The 16,605-nt window shown below is 29.9% G+C and carries 20 protein-coding genes; 19 read left to right on the top strand and 1 reads right to left on the bottom strand.

Annotation, left to right across the window (positions count from 1 at the left end; translation table 11 throughout):
• The first annotated feature begins 71 nt into the window (after positions 1 to 71).
• The 15 genes from spoIIGA to Q3V94_RS04735 all read left to right on the top strand — a co-directional run bounded on the left by spoIIGA (position 72) and on the right by Q3V94_RS04735 (position 13,601).
• Positions 72 to 965, top strand: coding sequence for a sigma-E processing peptidase SpoIIGA (gene spoIIGA, locus Q3V94_RS04805; protein WP_303525632.1), 894 nt, complete (start codon positions 72 to 74; stop codon positions 963 to 965).
• 29 nt (positions 966 to 994) lie between these two features.
• Positions 995 to 1,702: an RNA polymerase sporulation sigma factor SigE gene (sigE, locus tag Q3V94_RS04800; protein WP_051004394.1), complete on the top strand. Its 708-nt coding sequence runs from the start codon at positions 995 to 997 to the stop codon at positions 1,700 to 1,702.
• Positions 1,703 to 1,798: 96 nt separating this feature from the next.
• Positions 1,799 to 2,572: an RNA polymerase sporulation sigma factor SigG gene (sigG, locus tag Q3V94_RS04795; RefSeq protein ID WP_008908641.1), complete on the top strand. Its 774-nt coding sequence runs from the start codon at positions 1,799 to 1,801 to the stop codon at positions 2,570 to 2,572.
• 71 nt (positions 2,573 to 2,643) lie between these two features.
• Positions 2,644 to 2,919 carry a YlmC/YmxH family sporulation protein gene (locus Q3V94_RS04790; RefSeq protein WP_008908642.1) on the top strand — a complete coding sequence of 92 codons (276 nt, stop codon included), beginning with the start codon at positions 2,644 to 2,646 and terminating at the stop codon, positions 2,917 to 2,919.
• A gap of 65 nt (positions 2,920 to 2,984) precedes the next feature.
• Positions 2,985 to 3,446, top strand: a complete 462-nt coding sequence (gene nrdR / locus Q3V94_RS04785; RefSeq protein WP_008908643.1) for a transcriptional regulator NrdR — start codon at positions 2,985 to 2,987, stop codon at positions 3,444 to 3,446.
• 66 nt (positions 3,447 to 3,512) lie between these two features.
• On the top strand, positions 3,513 to 4,244 hold the full coding sequence (pgeF, locus tag Q3V94_RS04780) for a peptidoglycan editing factor PgeF (RefSeq protein WP_303525630.1): 732 nt from the start codon (positions 3,513 to 3,515) through the stop codon (positions 4,242 to 4,244).
• 4 nt (positions 4,245 to 4,248) lie between these two features.
• Positions 4,249 to 4,938: a winged helix-turn-helix domain-containing protein gene (locus Q3V94_RS04775; RefSeq protein WP_008908645.1), complete on the top strand. Its 690-nt coding sequence runs from the start codon at positions 4,249 to 4,251 to the stop codon at positions 4,936 to 4,938.
• A gap of 8 nt (positions 4,939 to 4,946) precedes the next feature.
• Entirely contained in the window at positions 4,947 to 6,665 is a 1,719-nt protein-coding gene (gene pnpS / locus Q3V94_RS04770) for a two-component system histidine kinase PnpS (RefSeq protein ID WP_303525628.1), read from the top strand.
• A gap of 100 nt (positions 6,666 to 6,765) precedes the next feature.
• Complete coding sequence (locus tag Q3V94_RS04765; protein ID WP_303525626.1) at positions 6,766 to 8,082, top strand: DUF512 domain-containing protein; 1,317 nt, start codon at positions 6,766 to 6,768, stop codon at positions 8,080 to 8,082.
• Complete coding sequence (der, locus tag Q3V94_RS04760; RefSeq protein WP_303525623.1) at positions 8,082 to 9,401, top strand: ribosome biogenesis GTPase Der; 1,320 nt, start codon at positions 8,082 to 8,084, stop codon at positions 9,399 to 9,401. The genes Q3V94_RS04765 and der overlap by 1 nt, the downstream gene beginning before the upstream one ends.
• Before the next feature lies 1 nt (position 9,402).
• Positions 9,403 to 10,416, top strand: coding sequence for an NAD(P)H-dependent glycerol-3-phosphate dehydrogenase (locus Q3V94_RS04755; RefSeq protein WP_303525620.1), 1,014 nt, complete (start codon positions 9,403 to 9,405; stop codon positions 10,414 to 10,416).
• A 4-nt stretch (positions 10,417 to 10,420) separates the two neighbouring features.
• Positions 10,421 to 10,960 (top strand): chromate transporter, encoded by a 540-nt coding sequence (locus Q3V94_RS04750; RefSeq protein ID WP_303525619.1) that lies wholly within the window; start codon positions 10,421 to 10,423, stop codon positions 10,958 to 10,960.
• A complete protein-coding gene (locus tag Q3V94_RS04745; RefSeq protein WP_303525617.1) occupies positions 10,957 to 11,472 on the top strand; it encodes a chromate transporter in 516 nt (171 codons plus the stop codon). Before Q3V94_RS04750 ends, Q3V94_RS04745 begins: the two co-directional genes overlap by 4 nt.
• Before the next feature lie 80 nt (positions 11,473 to 11,552).
• Complete coding sequence (spoIVA, locus tag Q3V94_RS04740) at positions 11,553 to 13,034, top strand: stage IV sporulation protein A (protein WP_303525614.1); 1,482 nt, start codon at positions 11,553 to 11,555, stop codon at positions 13,032 to 13,034.
• A 75-nt stretch (positions 13,035 to 13,109) separates the two neighbouring features.
• Positions 13,110 to 13,601 (top strand): 4Fe-4S binding protein, encoded by a 492-nt coding sequence (locus tag Q3V94_RS04735; RefSeq protein ID WP_303525611.1) that lies wholly within the window; start codon positions 13,110 to 13,112, stop codon positions 13,599 to 13,601.
• 27 nt (positions 13,602 to 13,628) lie between these two features.
• Here Q3V94_RS04735 and Q3V94_RS04730 read toward each other — a convergent pair whose 3' ends face one another.
• The gene (locus Q3V94_RS04730) at positions 13,629 to 13,754 is read right to left on the bottom strand and encodes a hypothetical protein (protein WP_008908654.1); all 126 of its coding nucleotides are present in this window, start codon (positions 13,752 to 13,754) and stop codon (positions 13,629 to 13,631) included.
• A 420-nt stretch (positions 13,755 to 14,174) separates the two neighbouring features.
• Between Q3V94_RS04730 and Q3V94_RS04725 the strand changes: the two genes are divergently transcribed.
• From Q3V94_RS04725 to Q3V94_RS04710, 4 genes are read left to right on the top strand one after another with little or no spacing between them, the layout of a single operon-like run.
• Positions 14,175 to 14,858 carry a YggS family pyridoxal phosphate-dependent enzyme gene (locus Q3V94_RS04725; protein ID WP_303525607.1) on the top strand — a complete coding sequence of 228 codons (684 nt, stop codon included), beginning with the start codon at positions 14,175 to 14,177 and terminating at the stop codon, positions 14,856 to 14,858.
• A gap of 11 nt (positions 14,859 to 14,869) precedes the next feature.
• Positions 14,870 to 15,295, top strand: coding sequence for a cell division protein SepF (locus Q3V94_RS04720; RefSeq protein ID WP_274767777.1), 426 nt, complete (start codon positions 14,870 to 14,872; stop codon positions 15,293 to 15,295).
• 15 nt (positions 15,296 to 15,310) lie between these two features.
• Complete coding sequence (locus tag Q3V94_RS04715) at positions 15,311 to 16,066, top strand: RNA-binding protein (RefSeq protein ID WP_008908657.1); 756 nt, start codon at positions 15,311 to 15,313, stop codon at positions 16,064 to 16,066.
• Positions 16,067 to 16,077: 11 nt separating this feature from the next.
• Positions 16,078 to 16,554, top strand: coding sequence for a DivIVA domain-containing protein (locus tag Q3V94_RS04710; RefSeq protein WP_008908658.1), 477 nt, complete (start codon positions 16,078 to 16,080; stop codon positions 16,552 to 16,554).
• Positions 16,555 to 16,605 lie beyond the last annotated feature (51 nt).

Genomic DNA, 16,605 nt, shown 5'->3' with positions numbered 1-16,605 from the left:
AGTATTATGAAATGACAAAAAGAAAGGACTAAAGGTTTTATAATTATAATAAATAGGTTTGGAGGGTGAATATGGGGGATATTCTATATATCGATATAGTATTTATAGAAAATCTTTTTATGAATTATTTTCTGCTTTATCTCCTTAAACGTCTCGTAAGGTCAAAGGCACCTATCTGGAGATTGTTATTAAGTGCACTTATTGGGGCTTTGTATGTTTTAGTTATTTTAATGCCAAGTATGGAAATTTATCTTAATTTGTCAATGAAAATTCTAGTCTCATTGTTGATGATTGTAATTGCATTTCTTCCTTATACATTCCGGGAAGTAATAAAACTGGTCCTCTTATTCTATTTAGAAACTTTTCTCATAGGTGGAAGTATAATGGCTATCTTTTATTTGACACATGGGGATCTTAATAATATTAATGGAGTCATTTTGTTGAATAGAATGTCACAAATTTATTTGATTATTGGAAGTCTATTGGGAATAGTATTTTCTAAAATAGCCTTTGATTACATCGATTCATATTTTTTTGATAACAATTTTATTGTTGATTTAGAGATATTTTTAGACAAAAAACACCAGAATATTAAGGCACTTATTGATACCGGAAATAATTTAAAGGATCCACTCTCAGGGGATCCTGTAATTGTAGTATATTATAAGGCTTTAAAGGATTTATTGCCTAATGATTTATATCATAATTTAAATCTATCTAAAAGTTATGAAGACTTTGTTAAATGCATTTTAAATTCAAAATACAAAAATAGGATAAGAGTTATACCATATAATGCAATAGGAATCAGTAACGGTTTAATAACAGGAATAAAAATAGATAAGTTAATAGTTAAAAAGGAAGGACACTTAAAGGTTTTAGAGGATGTAATAATGACATTTTATCATCTTCCATTATCTCAAGAGGGAATTTTTGATGCATTAGCTTTTCCAGAAATTATAAGATAGGGGGAAATGTTATGGGCATTATAAATTTTATAATTAATTTATTGATAAAATTTGTTAATTTCATAATGAATAAATTTTTTAGAAGAAGTTTTGTGTATTATATCGGGGGAGCCGATGTTTTACCGCCACCTTTATCGAATGAAGAGGAAAATAAGTTGGTTGAAGAATTAAAAAATGGCAACTACAAAGTTAAAGATGTTTTGATTGAAAGAAACCTTAGATTAGTTGTATATATAGCTAAAAAATTTGAAAATACTGGAGTAAGTATAGAAGATTTGATATCCATAGGAACAATAGGATTAATTAAGGCTGTTAATACCTTTGAGCCTACAAAAAGAATAAAACTTGCAACATACGCATCAAGATGTATAGAGAATGAGATATTAATGTATTTAAGAAGAAACAGTAAGGTTAGAAGTGAAATTTCCTTTGACGAACCATTAAACGTAGATTGGGATGGTAATGAATTATTGCTTTCAGATATATTAGGAACTGATAATGATTTAATCTATCATTATATAGAGGACGAAGTAGAAAAACAACTATTGATGAATGCAATAAATAGACTAAGTAAGCGTGAAAGACAAATAATGGAACTAAGATTTGGCTTAAAAGGTGAAGGAGAAAAAACACAAAAGGAGGTCGCAGATATATTAGGAATTTCACAATCCTATATTTCAAGGCTTGAAAAAAGAATAATTAAAAGATTAAAAAAGGAAATAACTAAAATGGTTTAAATTATAAATTTATTGTAAATTTATGAAAAGAATAAAAAAAATATCCTTCGGGAATAATTATAATACAAAATTAACCGAAGGAGTTGAAGCATCGCTATGGCAAACACCAAAGTTGAAATATGTGGAGTAAACACTTCAAAGCTGCCTGTTCTTACAAATGAAGAAATGAAAGAATTGTTGACGAGAATGAAACAAGGAGATAAAGAAGCTAGGGAAAAGTTTATAAAGGGAAATTTAAGGCTAGTTCTAAGTGTTATTCAAAGATTTAATAATAGAGGAGAAAATGTAGATGATTTGTTCCAAGTTGGATGCATTGGGCTTATTAAGGCAATTGATAATTTCGATATAGATCAGAATGTAAAATTTTCAACTTATGCTGTTCCTATGGTTGTTGGTGAGATAAGAAGATATTTAAGAGATAACAACTCTATTAGAGTTAGCAGATCATTAAGGGATATTGCCTATAGAGCTTTACAGGTTAGGGATAAATTGGTTTCGGAAAACAATAAAGAACCAACAATTTCTGAAATAGCAAAAGAGCTAAATGTTCCCCGTGAAGAAGTTGTTTTTGCGCTAGATGCTATTCAGGATCCTGTTTCTTTATTTGAACCTATATATCATGATGCAGGAGATGCAATATATGTAATGGATCAAATTAGTGACACAAAAAATGATGATGATTCTTGGATAGAAAATATTGCAATTAGGCAAGCCCTTAAAAAATTAAATAAAAGAGAAAAGACGATTTTAATGATGAGATTTTTTGAAGGAAAGACACAAATGGAAGTAGCTGAAGAGATTGGAATTTCCCAAGCACAGGTTTCAAGATTAGAAAAGTCAGCTTTGAACCATTTGAGAAAATTTGTTTAAAGTATGGGTGTTTATAAATTACACCCATATTTTTTTTATTTATATCATATAATTTTTTAGGAGGTGAAGTTATGAGGGATAATTTAGAAAATGTCCATGTTACTTTATCGGAATTAAGACAGATGGAGGTTATAGATATCAATAAGGGTAAGAGATTAGGCTTTATAAGTGATCTTATTTTTGACGATAATTTAGAAAGAATTGAGTATATTGTTATTCCCCCAGAAAATGCTTTTTTGTCCTTTTTTAAAAAAAGGGATGAAATCTTGATAAGTTGGAACAAGGTAAAGACTATAGGGGTAGATGTGATTTTAATAGATCTCTTACAGGATAACAGTGAAGAATAATAGACAATAAACAAAAATGATGCTATAATTTATCAATAAAAAGTTATACGATGGAGATGAAGGAAATGAAATGTCCATTTTGTAATCATGTTGAGACTAAGGTTTTAGATTCACGACCAACTGAAGATAATACATCAATTAGAAGAAGAAGGGAATGCTTAAATTGCAATAGAAGATTTACTACCTATGAAAAGGTGGAGGATATACCTGTTTATGTTGTAAAAAAGGATGGTAGAAGGGAACCCTTTGATAAAAGAAAAATATTAATTGGTGTTTTAAAATCGTGCGAAAAAAGACCTATATCGATTTCAAAGATTGAGGAACTTGCAAATGAAATCGAAAAACAAGTTTATAATACAATGAGACAAGAAGTAGAAAGCAGTTTGATCGGTGAGCTTGTTATGAAAAAATTAAAAGAGTTGGATGATGTAGCTTATGTAAGATTTGCTTCGGTATATAGGCAATTTAAAGATATTAATACTTTTTTAGAAGAATTACAAAAACTATTAAGTGAAAATAAGGATTAGCTTTATGCTGAATCCTTTTATTTTTTATGATAAAATATTTATAAAGAAATTGATGGTGGTGTTATTATGTTTATTTATTCAGATAAAGGAGTTGAAGTCAAAGCCTTTATAGAATTAGGATTTATAAATCATATTTTTACAAATAAATATTTTGGTATTGATTTTAACGAGTATAGTTTAATGCGTAATGATTTAAGAATACCTGATGCTGTTATTGAAAAAATATTTAAGTTAAATTTTAATGCAGATAATTTAGTCTTTACTAAACAGGTTCATGGAGATAAAGTAATTATTGTGACTCATGAAAATAGAGAAAATATACTTGGGACAGAAGCAGATGCAATAATTACAAAGGAATTAAACCTTCCAATTGTGATATTTACAGCAGATTGTGTCCCAATTTTTTTAGTGGATAAAAAAAAGAAGATTGTAGCTGCTGTGCATGCTGGATGGAAGGGGACTGCCCTTAAAATCGTAACAAAGGTTGTTAAAGGGATGACAGAGTATTTTGGTAGTATCCCTAATGATATAATTGCTGCTATAGGACCATCAATAGGACTATGCTGCTATGAAGTTAAGGAAGATTTAGGCGTATTTTTCAATTTAATAAATAAAGGCGAAAAATTTTATATAAGCTTGAGTGAGGAAAATAAAAAACAACTTATTGAATCAGGAATTTTAGAAGAAAATATTTATGAAAGTTTAATTTGCACTATGTGCAGAAATGATTTCTATTCCTATAGAAGGGATGGAACTATGACTGGTAGACAGCTAAATATTATACAAATAAAGGAGTGATATTATGGCGGGAGAAAAAATACTTTTAATTGATGATGAACTGCATATAATTGAATTATTAAAGTATAACTTGGAAACAAATGGTTACAAGGTTTTTTATGCATTAAATGGGAAGGAAGGACTTAAGTTAGCTATTGAGAAAAAGCCAGACTTGATTTTGCTTGATATAATGCTTCCTGAGATGGATGGATTTGATGTTTGTAAGGAATTAAAGAAGAATGAAAGTATATCCAATATACCCATTATTATGCTTACAGCAAAAAGCGAAGAGTTTGATAAAATTTTAGGTTTAGAGCTTGGTGCTGATGATTATATAACAAAACCATTTTCGGTGAGGGAATTATTGGCCCGTGTAAAGGTAGTATTAAGAAGAAATAGCAAAGAAGAAAAAAAGAATGTCGTTCAAATTCATGACTTAAAATTGGATTTTGATAAACATGAGGTTTTAAAAGATGGCAAAAAAATAGAACTGACCTTAAAAGAATTTGAACTTTTGAAACTTTTGATTTTAAATAAAGGTAAGGTTTTAACAAGGGACTTTTTGCTGGATAAAGTGTGGGGATATGAATACTATGGTGAGACAAGAACCGTTGACGTTCATGTAAGACATTTAAGGCAAAAGATTGAAGACGATGATAAAAATCCTAGATATATTGAAACTGTGAGGGGAATAGGATATAAATTTAAAGAATAGGTGATTGAATGAGAAAGAAGTTATTAGTTTTTATTACTACTATTTTAATAACAACTATATCTTTTATTAGTTTTTTGTTTTATTACTATACAAAAAATTTGTTAATAAATACTGTTGAAAATGAATTGGATTATCAAGCTAATTTAGCTATAGATTTTGTGCAATATTCAAAGATTAATAATTTTGATGAATTAGCTAAAAAAATTAAAGGAGCTACCAATAAAAGGGTTACTATAATAAGAAATGATGGTGTGGTATTAGGGGATTCAGATGTAGAAAGTTTTAAAATGGAAAATCATAAGAACAGGAAGGAATTTTTAGATGCTATTTATTATGGTAAAGGAATAAGTTTAAGAAAAAGCTCAACTATAAATCAAAATCTTTTTTATTATGCAAAGCGTTTTGATTATAATGGCAAAATATGTATTATGAGATTAGCAATGCGGTTTGATTTGATTAAATACATGCAGCATAATATTATATACTTTCTGTTAGTAACAATATTAATTGCTTTAATTTTGTCTAGTTTACTTGCTTGGATTTTCTTAGGTAAATTTATTGAACCAATAAGAGACCTTACAAGAATAGCAACTATAATATCAATGGGGGACTATGATAAAAGAATAAAGATAAAAACCAAGGATGAAATAGGAAAGCTTGGACATGCTTTTAATATAATGGCTGCAAGATTACAGGAAACAATACTGGATTTAGAGGATAAAAGAAATAAATTAATATCAATATTAAAAAGTATGGAAGATGGTGTTATCGCTTTTGACAACAATGAAAAAATAATTTTAATTAATCCTGCTGCAAAGAAAATGTTTGATATCAAGGAGGATGTTACTGGCAAACATTTCATTGAAGTTATAAGAAATCTTGAATTGGAAGAATTAATTAAACAAAATTTAGAGGATGAAATCGAGATAAAAGTTTCGTATCCTGATGTAAAGTATTTTAAAATAAAGATAATTAAGATAAATAGTGAAAAAAATACTGAAAATGTTGGAACTTTAATGGTTATTCAGGATATAACAAAAATGAAAATGCTTGAAAATATGCGTTCAGAATTTGTTGCTAATGTTTCCCATGAATTAAAGACACCTTTAACATCGATAAAGGGATTTGCTGAAACACTAAAGGATGTAGAAGATGAAAATATTCGTAAGAAATTTTTAGATATAATTAATATTGAGGCGGAAAGATTAACGAGGTTGATTAATGATATTTTAACTTTATCAGAACTAGAGAATAAAGAATATGCTCTTAATTTTGAAAAATTAAATGTTATAGAAATATTAGAAGAAATTAAATATATTATGAAACCATTGGCAGAAAGTAAAAATATCGAAATATATTTAGAAAAAAAATGTGAAGATATTTATGTTCACGGAGATAGAGATAAATTTAAGCAAATGCTAATTAATTTATTAGATAATGCGATTAAATATACCAATGAGGGAGGAAAAGTAAAAATTATATTAGAAAAAAGCAAGAATCAAGTAATCATTTCTGTCATTGACAATGGAATTGGTATTCCAAAAGAACACTTGCCAAGGCTTTTTGAGCGTTTTTATAGGGTTGACAAAGCAAGATCAAGAAGTTTAGGAGGAACGGGACTTGGACTTGCGATAGTTAAGCATGTTGTAAATCTCATGCAAGGGAAAATAGATGTCGAAAGTAAAGTAGGAGAAGGAACTACTTTTAAGATAACATTGCCTATGTAAGTTTACTAACTTCGGTTATTCGAAGTTAGTATTTTTCTTGATATTATTTTTTTTAAATGTTAATATTAAATTTATGATAATTAAAGTTGAGGTGTCGAATTTGAAAAGAGATGGACTTGTTATAAAAAGTGTAGCTTTTAATTCTATTGCACAGGAAGTAGGAATAGAAGCTGGAGATGTTTTGCTTGAAATAAATGGAGTTAAGGTAAGGGATATTCTAGAGTATAAGTATTTAACTACGGATGAATATTTAAACTTGGTAGTTAGAAAAAATTATGGAGAAGAGTGGGAGATTGAGATAGAAAAGGATTATGATGAAGATTTAGGATTAGAGCTTATAGATCCAGCTATCGAGCATCCTAAAAGATGTCATAATAAATGCATTTTTTGCTTTATAGATCAATTACCTCCTAACTTAAGGGGGACACTGTATTTTAAGGATGATGATTCCATGTTATCCTTTCTTCAAGGAAATTTTATAACACTAACAAATTTAAAGGATGAGGAAATAGATAGGATTATAAAATATAGAATAAGTCCAATTAATGTATCTGTTCATACTACTAATCCTGAATTAAGGGTAAAAATGCTTAATAATAAAAGGGCAGCTGAAATTAATAATCAGCTTAAAAAGTTAGCTGAAGGTGGTATTACTATTAACTGCCAAATTGTTTTATGTTATGGAATTAATGATAAAGAAGAATTAGTAAAGACTCTTAAAGATTTAAAGGGACTTTATCCTAATGTTCAAAATGTTGCAATAGTTCCCGTTGGAATTACAAAATATAGAGATAAATTATATAAAATAGAAGGTTATGATGCCCAAAAATCATTAGAACTTATAGAATATTTAAAGCCTCTTCAAGAAAAGTATAAGAAAGAACTAGGAACTCCATTTGCACGTCTTGCTGATGAATTTTATGTTATGGCAGGTGTGGAGCTACCTGATTATGAACATTACGGGGATTTTGAACAACTTGAGGATGGCATTGGTATGATTAGATTTTTTGAAAGAAACATTCTTGAGGATTTAAAAACAAATGATTTTGACGGAAAGGGTAAAAAAATTGCTTTTATAACTGGAGAGTCGTTTTTTAGTTATTTAAATGATATATCGAAAATTATCTCTAAAAAACTTAATTTAAATATTGAAGTTTATAAAGTTTATAATGAATTCTTTGGAGAAAAGATAACTGTAGCAGGTTTATTGACAGGTAGGGATATAATTAATCAGTTAAAAAATTCAATTACAGAAAAATATATTTTTGTTCCAAACAATATGTTAAAAGCTGACGAAGATATATTTTTGGATGATGTCAGTTTACTGGAATTGGAAAATGAATTAAAGGCAAAGGTGATTAAAGTAAAATATACTGGAGAAGATTTGATAGAAAAAATTAAAGGTGAGGTGATATAATGGCGAAACCAATTGTTGCAATAGTTGGAAGACCAAATGTAGGGAAATCTACTCTTTTTAATAAGCTGGTTGGAAAAAGAATATCTATAGTTGAGGATACTCCTGGAGTAACGAGGGATAGAATTTATGCTGAGGTTGAATGGTTAAATTACAGGTTTACCCTCGTAGATACAGGCGGCATTGAACCTGAAAGTGAAGATATTATACTTAAACAAATGAAAAGACAGGCTCAAATAGCAATTGAAACTGCAGATGTAATATTGTTTATGGTGGATGGCAAGGAAGGGTTAACTGCTACAGATATTGAAGTTGCAGAAATGTTAAGAAGGGTTAATAAGCCAGTCGTTCTTGTTGTAAATAAAATTGATAATTTAAAGTTAGAGGATAACAAGTTTGAGTTTTATTCATTAGGTTTAGGAGAACCAATTACAATTTCTGCAGCTTTAAGTTTAGGTCTTGGGGATATGCTTGATGAAATCGTTAAATATTTTAAAGATAAAGAAGCTGATGATGAAGAAGAACCATTAATCAAGGTTGCAATAGTTGGGAAACCAAATGTTGGTAAATCTTCTTTGTTAAATAGATTAACAGGAGAAGAAAGGGCTATAGTTAGTGATATTCCTGGAACTACAAGGGATGCAATAGATAGTTTAGTGGAAATTAACGGTGAGAAATTTTTGTTTATTGATACAGCGGGTATAAGGAGAAAGAGCAGAATTAAAGAAGAGATAGAAAAATATAGTGTCATCCGTTCACTTGCTGCAATAGATAGAGCAGATGTTTGCCTTATTATGATTGATGCTACTGAAGGAGTGACGGAGCAGGATGAGAAAATTGCAGGCATAGCCCATGAAGCAGGGAAAGGTATAGTTATAGTTGTTAATAAATGGGATTTAATAGAAAAAGATGATAAAACGATGAATGAATATAATAATAAAATCAGAACAGCATTATCCTTTATGACATATGCCCCGATTATTTATATTTCGGCCAAAACTGGTCAAAGAGTAACTAAATTAATAGACCTTATAAAATATGTTGCTGTTCAAAATGCAATGAGGGTTAAGACCGGTGTTCTAAATGAAGTGATAAGTGAGGCAGTTATGTTAAGGCAACCACCAGTTGAAAAAGGCAAAGCACTAAAGATTTATTATGCTACACAAGTTTCGACGAAACCACCTACATTTGCTATATTTGTTAATGATGAAGAAATAGTTCATTTTTCTTACGACAGATATCTTGAAAATCAAATTAGGCAACATTTTGGATTTGAAGGGACGCCGATAAGGCTTGTTTATAAATCCAAAAAGGAGGATTAAAATGAAGATAGCAGTATTAGGTGGGGGAAGCTGGGGAACAGCTATTGCAGTTTTATTATCAAAAAAGTCTAATGACGTTTACATCTGGGATCGCAACGCTTCAATATTAGAAGAAATAAAATATAAAAGACAAAACTCTAAGTATTTACCGGATGTTATTATTCCAAAGAATGTCGATGTAAGGTTTAATTTAGAAGAAACGATTAAAAGTTCTGATATTATAGTAGTTGCAGTTCCATCCCATGCAGTTCGTGAGCTTTGTTTAAAGATTAAAGAATTTGTTAATGAAAATCAGATTTTTGTAAGCCTGACAAAGGGCATAGAAGATAAAACATTTAAAAGAATGTCAGAAATATTGGGGGAGTTTTTCCCTAATAATAAGATTGCAGTTCTTTCAGGTCCTTCACATGCCGAGGAAGTTTCAAAGGATATCCCAACAGCAATAGTTGCTGCATCAAAGGACGAAGATACTGCATTAAAAGTTCAAGACATTTTTATGACTCCTAATTTCAGAGTGTATACCAATACTGATGTTGTTGGTGTTGAAATAGGAGGTGCAGTTAAAAATATTATAGCACTTGCTGCTGGCATTTCAGATGGTTTAGGATTTGGGGATAATACAAAGGCGGCGCTTATGACAAGAGGTATAGCTGAGATTGCAAGACTTGGCACAGCTCTTGGAGCTAATCCAATGACTTTTGCAGGATTGAGCGGTATAGGTGATTTAATCGTAACCTGCACAAGTATGCATTCAAGGAATAGAAGGGCAGGTATTTTGATAGGTAAGGGTAAAAAGGTTGAGGAAGCTTTAAGCGAAATAAAGATGGTTGTTGAGGGGGTAAATACGACTAAATCTACATATGAACTATCCAAGAAAATAGGTATAGAAATGCCAATAACAGAAAAGCTCTATAACGTTCTTTTTAATGGCAAAGATGCCAAAGAAGCTGTTACTGAGCTTATGCAAAGAGATAAAAAGGATGAAATACAATATTCTTCATATTTTGTAAGGTGATATAATGAATGCATTAGATTTGTTTATAACTTTTTTTAAAATTGGTGCCTTTACCCTTGGAGGGGGATATGCTATGATCCCCCTTATTGAAAGGGAGGTAGTAGATAAAAGAGAATGGATAGGGCGTGAAGAATTCCTTGATTTAGTGGCTGTTGCTCAAGCTTCACCAGGACCCATAGCTGTAAATACAGCTGTATTTGTAGGCTATAAATTAATGGGAATAAAGGGGGTTATTTTTAGCTGTTTAGGTTCGGTTCTTCCTTCTTTTATAATAATAGTTTTAATTGCAGCTGTTTTTACTGAAATAAAAAATAGCCCTACAATAGAAAAAATTTTTTTAGGAATAAGGCCTGTGGTAGCAGGGATGGTTTTTGCATCAGTATTCAGATTGGGAAAGAGTGCTAAAATAAATAGAATAAGCATTATATTTGTTTTATTAGTTGCAATATCAATATGGATTTTTAAAATCACACCAATTTATATTATTTTATTATCAATTATTGTTGGTTCATTAAGATATTTAACAAGGGGAAATAAAATATGATTTTAAAGTTATTTCTTACGTTTTTTAAAATAGGGATGTTTAGCTTTGGTGGGGGCTATGCAATGCTACCTTTGATACAATTAAATGTAGTAAATCAAAATAATTGGCTATCCCATAAAGAATTTATTGATATTGTTGCTATTTCTCAAGTTACTCCAGGACCTATAGCAATTAATTGTGCAACCTATGTTGGCTACAAGTTAGCAGGAATTTTTGGAGCTATATCTAGCACATTAGGAGTTTCAATGCCGTCGGTTATTATTATGATAATTCTAACTAAATTAGTATTAAAACTCAATAATGCAAAATTTTTTGAAGCTATTTTTTCAAATTTAAGGCCTACAGTAATAGGACTGATATTGGCAGCTGCCATATTGGTATTTAATGAATCCGTCTTTGATATTAAAACTTTTATTGTATTTCTTTTATCCTTCGTTGTATCTCTAAAATACAAGGTTGATCCAATAATTTTAACTATTTTAGGTGGGGTTTTAGGATATATTATTTTTTAATAATTCCTCCACAATTAGTTCTAAAAAATAATGATGCTAAATATATATGAATTAGATAAAATGTATTAGGAGGTTGAACTGTGGAGGAATTCAATATATATAAAGATATTGCTGAAAGAACACAAGGCGATATCTATGTTGGGGTAGTAGGGCCTGTAAGAACAGGTAAATCCACTTTTATTAGAAGGTTTATGGAGCTGCTTGTTTTACCGAACATAAGTAACATGCATAAAAAGGAAAGGGCTAAAGATGCACTACCACAAAGTGGTTCAGGTAAAATAATTACTACAGTTGAACCCAAATTTGTTCCAAGCGATGAAGCAGTTGAAATTGAATTAAATGATAATGCCAAGATGAGGGTAAAGATGATAGACTGTGTAGGTTATATGGTCCATGGAGCTACAGGGCACTTAGAAAATGATCAGATAAGGATGGTTAAAACTCCATGGTTTGAAGAAGAAATACCCTTTACAGAAGCTGCTGAGATTGGAACAAGGAAAGTCATAAATGAACACTCCACCATAGGAGTAGTTGTTACAACCGATGGCAGTATAACAGAAATACCAAGAGAAAATTATATTGAGGCAGAGGAAAGGGTAATTAGGGAATTGCAAGGCCTTAATAAACCATTTATAATTGTATTAAATACTACACATCCGTATAATCCAGAAACAATAAACTTAAGGAAAAGTCTTGAGGAAAAGTATAAAGTTCCTGTATATATTGCTGATGCTGCTAATTTGAGGATTGAAGATGTAAATAATATATTTGAAAAGGTTCTACATGAATTCCCAATAAAAGAAATTGGAATCAAACTTCCTGATTGGGTAGAGCATTTAGATAATGATCATTGGTTAAAGAAGAATTTTATTCTTGCTGTAAAAAATTCCATAAAAGATCTCTCGAAGATAAGAGATATTAAACCTATCATAAATTCATATAAGGAATACGAATTTGTTGGAGACGTTAATTTAGATGAAATGAACCTTGGTGAAGGCAGTGCAAGTATTACTATGAAGGTTAAGGACGGACTTTTCTATAGAATTCTTGGTGAGATATCAGGGTTTAATATCTCTGGTGAATTTGATCTACTTAATTTGATGAAGGACCTTACAATAGCAAAGAGAGAATACGACAGAATTGAATCGGCATTAAAGGAAGTAAAGGAAACTGGATATGGTATGGTGCCACCACAAATAGATGAACTGAAACTTGAGGAACCAGAAATTGTAAGACAAGGCAATAAGTTTGGAGTTAAATTGCGCGCAAGTGCACCTTCATTACACATAATAAAAGTAGATGTTGAAACTGAAGTTTCTCCAATTGTTGGGACTGAAAAGCAAAGCGAAGAACTATTAAGATCATTACTAGAAGAATTTGAAAATAATCCTCAAAAGATTTGGCAGGCTAACATGTTTGGAAAAACCTTAGAAGAACTTGTAAAAGAAGGATTACAAAATAAACTATACAAGATGCCTGAAGATGTTCAAGAAAAGCTTCAAAGAACACTACAAAAAATAATTAATGAAGGTAATGGAGGTTTAATTTGCATTATATTATAAAAGCCCTAAAAAAGGGCTTTTATTTTTTTGGCTGAATTGGTATAATACCCATAGGTGGTATAAAGGAGGGGTATAATGAAAAATATAATCAAAAATATAATCAAAAATAGGATTATTATTCAAGGGATAATTGGTTTAACAATATATGTTTCTTTATTTGTTTTTAATATTAGCCTTAAGTGGATTGTTCTTGCAGGTATTATAACTGGAATATTTATGGGAAAAGCCTTTTGCAGGTGGATTTGCCCAATAGGTTTTTTTATGGAAATTTTATTTAGTAAAAAAGATGATAAAAGTAAACAATTGTATATGTATTATAAGGGAGGATGTCCTATTGCTTGGATTAATGGAATTTTAAATAGATATAGTTTATTTAAGATAAAACGAGATATAAATAGTTGCAATAAATGTGGAAAATGCGATAATGTTTGTTATATTGCTTCATTAAATAACGATTATAGCTTATATAGAGACAATAAAAAAGAACCTTTTTTGGATTTTAAATGTTCTAAGTGCCTTGAATGTATAAAAGAATGTCCCAATAATAGTTTAAAACTAGAGATATAAATTTAAAGTCCCCATTTGGGGACTTATTTAAAATGCAAAATAATCGTTCATTTTTATACATCCTTGATTTTTTGTAGGATTCTTTTTTTCCTTTTTATTTGTAGTTTTTATTATTACGTCCTCTTTTACCTTTGTTATATTGCCGATTTCCATTATATCAACTCCTTTACTTTTTTATTGGTTCTTGGTTCGGCTCTAGGTAAAAGATTCATCCTCTTTGTGGTAAACCTTTTTTAAAAAGGTCTCCACATTTATAAGAAACATTATAAAACCTCCCAATCATATATGTTTATTTATCTACTTATATAATAACATTAGCTGTTGTATAATACAAATCTTGTTAAATTGTATAAAAAATATTTAATAGCTTCTATGAGCTTTTAAATACAATAGGTTCTGCTTTCCTCAATTCTTCTACAATCTCCTCCGTTTTCCTATATACTTTATTGTAAAATGCTTGAGTTTTCAAAAAATTAATATTAAAATTAAATATAAATGAAAAATGAAGGATTTTTTATTTATATGTAGAATTATATCATTGGACAATATTCACCAGTAATAAGGGGTGATTTTATGGCAATCGCAGAAAATATTGAAGCAGTATTAAAAAAAATAGATGAAGCAGCATGCAAAATTGGTAAGAAAAGAGATGATATCACATTAGTAGCTGTAAGCAAAATGCATCCTGTAGAAAAAATTTTGGAAGCTAAAAAATATGGATTGTCTATTTTTGGAGAAAGTAAAGCACAGGAATTACTTCAAAAGTATGAAATGGTTCCTGATGTTAAATGGCATTTTATAGGTCATCTACAACGAAATAAAGTAAAATATATAATAGATAAAGTAGATCTTATCCAGTCTTTAGACAGTATAGAACTTGCTCAAGAAATAGATAAAAGAGCTAAAAAAATAGGGAAAAAGATGCCAGTTTTAATTGAAATTAATATAGGAAAAGAACCTAGTAAGTCTGGTATTTATGAAGAAGAACTTGATGAATTTGTCAAAAAAGTTTCGGAGTTTGAAAATATAATTTTAAGTGGAATAATGACAATACCACCTGTAACTGAGGATAAAAATAAAACAAGGGATTATTTTAAAAGAATGCGATTTTTATTTGAAACATTAAAGCAATTTGATTTACCTAACAGTAATATAAAGTTCTTATCCATGGGCATGACGGATGATTTTGATATTGCTATTGAAGAAGGAGCTAATATTGTTCGAGTAGGAACCGGTATTTTTGGTAGGAGAATGTAAGGAGGGATATTATGCCAAATAAGATTTTAAAGCCCTTTAATAAGGTTATGGGGGTATTAGGCTTAGGAGAAGAAGAGGAAGAGGAAATAAAAGAGGAAGAAGATAAAGAGATTGAAGGAATAAACAAAGTAGTTAGTATAAATAGTTTTAAGACTATGTTCCCTAAAGTGTTATTAAAAAGGCCCCAAGAATTAGAAGATACTATAGACATCATAGAAGCTATAAAGGAGAAGAAGATAGTTGTTTTAAATATGGTTAATTTAGACCGTGATCTTGCACAAAGAATGTTAGATATAATTGTTGGTGGTTCTTATGCTTTAGGAGGGGACATAGAAGAAATAGCAAAATCTGTTTACCTTGTTGCCCCTGAGGCAGTAGAAATAACAAATGAACTTAAGGAGCATTTCGATAAGGGAACATTTATTAACTTTGACTAATGGCAGGGTGATGGCATGAATCAGATTAACATAAAAGGCTTTATTATTGATAAAAATACATATCTTTCTTTTTTAAACAAGATAGATCAATCTAAAAAATGGCAAACAGTTTTTACAGATTTTTTAAACCCAGAGGAGCAGGCTGCGTTAAAGGAGCTCTGTTCTGATGAAGGTGTAGAAGTTTGTTTTTTTGATGAAGGTAAGCTAGAAAGAACAATAGCTAAGCTTGGTTTGAATGATGATATAGAGTATCCTATCGATGTTCTTAAAATAGAAGGCAATTTTAAATTTGAACAGTTAGAGCATAGGGATTATTTAGGTGCTATTTTATCTTTAGGCATAAAAAGGGAAAAAATAGGCGATATTAACGTTTATGAAGATGGAGCTGAGGTTTACGTATTAAAAGAATTAAGCGATTATATTTTATTGAATTTAACACAAATAAAACATACAAGTGTAAAAATAAAGAAAATATCATTACAAGAAGCTCGTGAAAAACAAGTAAAATTTAAAGAATTTAATATAAATATTGCTTCACTGAGACTTGATGCTATTGTTGCGGAATTAATTGGAGTTTCAAGGAATAAAGCATCAGAGCTCATACGCAATGAGAAGGTTAAATTAAACTTTAAACTGATAAAAGAAGTAGATAAAAAAGTTGACCCTAATTCTGTGTTATCTATAAAAGGTTATGGGAGATTTCAACTTGGCGAATGCCTTGGAACAACGCGCAACGGTAGATTTGTGTTTAACGCAAAGAAAATTATTTAGGAGGGTTTGATATGACAATAACACCTAATGATATTGCTAATAAAGAATTTAAGAAGGTTTTTAGAGGGTATGATGCAGATGAAGTAGATGAGTTTCTTGACCAAATAGTTGAGGAGTATGAAAAAATTTACAAGGAAAACTTGAATTTAAAGGAGAAAATAAGCACATTGAATGAAAAAATCGAACATTATGCAAATATAGAATCAACATTACAAAATACGCTTGTATTAGCTCAATCTGCTGCAGAACAGGCAAAGGAAAACTCAAAAAAAGAAGCTGAAATGATTTTAAACAATGCTAAGGAAAAGTCTGAAGAGCTTATTAAGGATGCTCAAAATAGAGCTAATCAAATTATTTCAGAGGCACAACAAAGGGTCCTCGAAATTAATAAAGAGTATGAAATGCTTAGACAAGAATTTAATATGTTTAGATCAAGATTTAAAGGGCTATTACAGGCACAACTTGAAACCATTGAAAAGTTTGAATGATTAATTATATTGACATCAATTACATATTGTAGTATATTTATGAATAAATTT

Source organism: Caloramator sp. CAR-1, from assembly GCF_030546345.1.
GTDB lineage: Bacteria > Bacillota > Clostridia > Clostridiales > Caloramatoraceae > Caloramator > Caloramator australicus.
The sequence above is the reverse complement of the archived record's forward strand: the minus strand, read 5'-3'. Positions and strand labels throughout refer to the sequence as shown.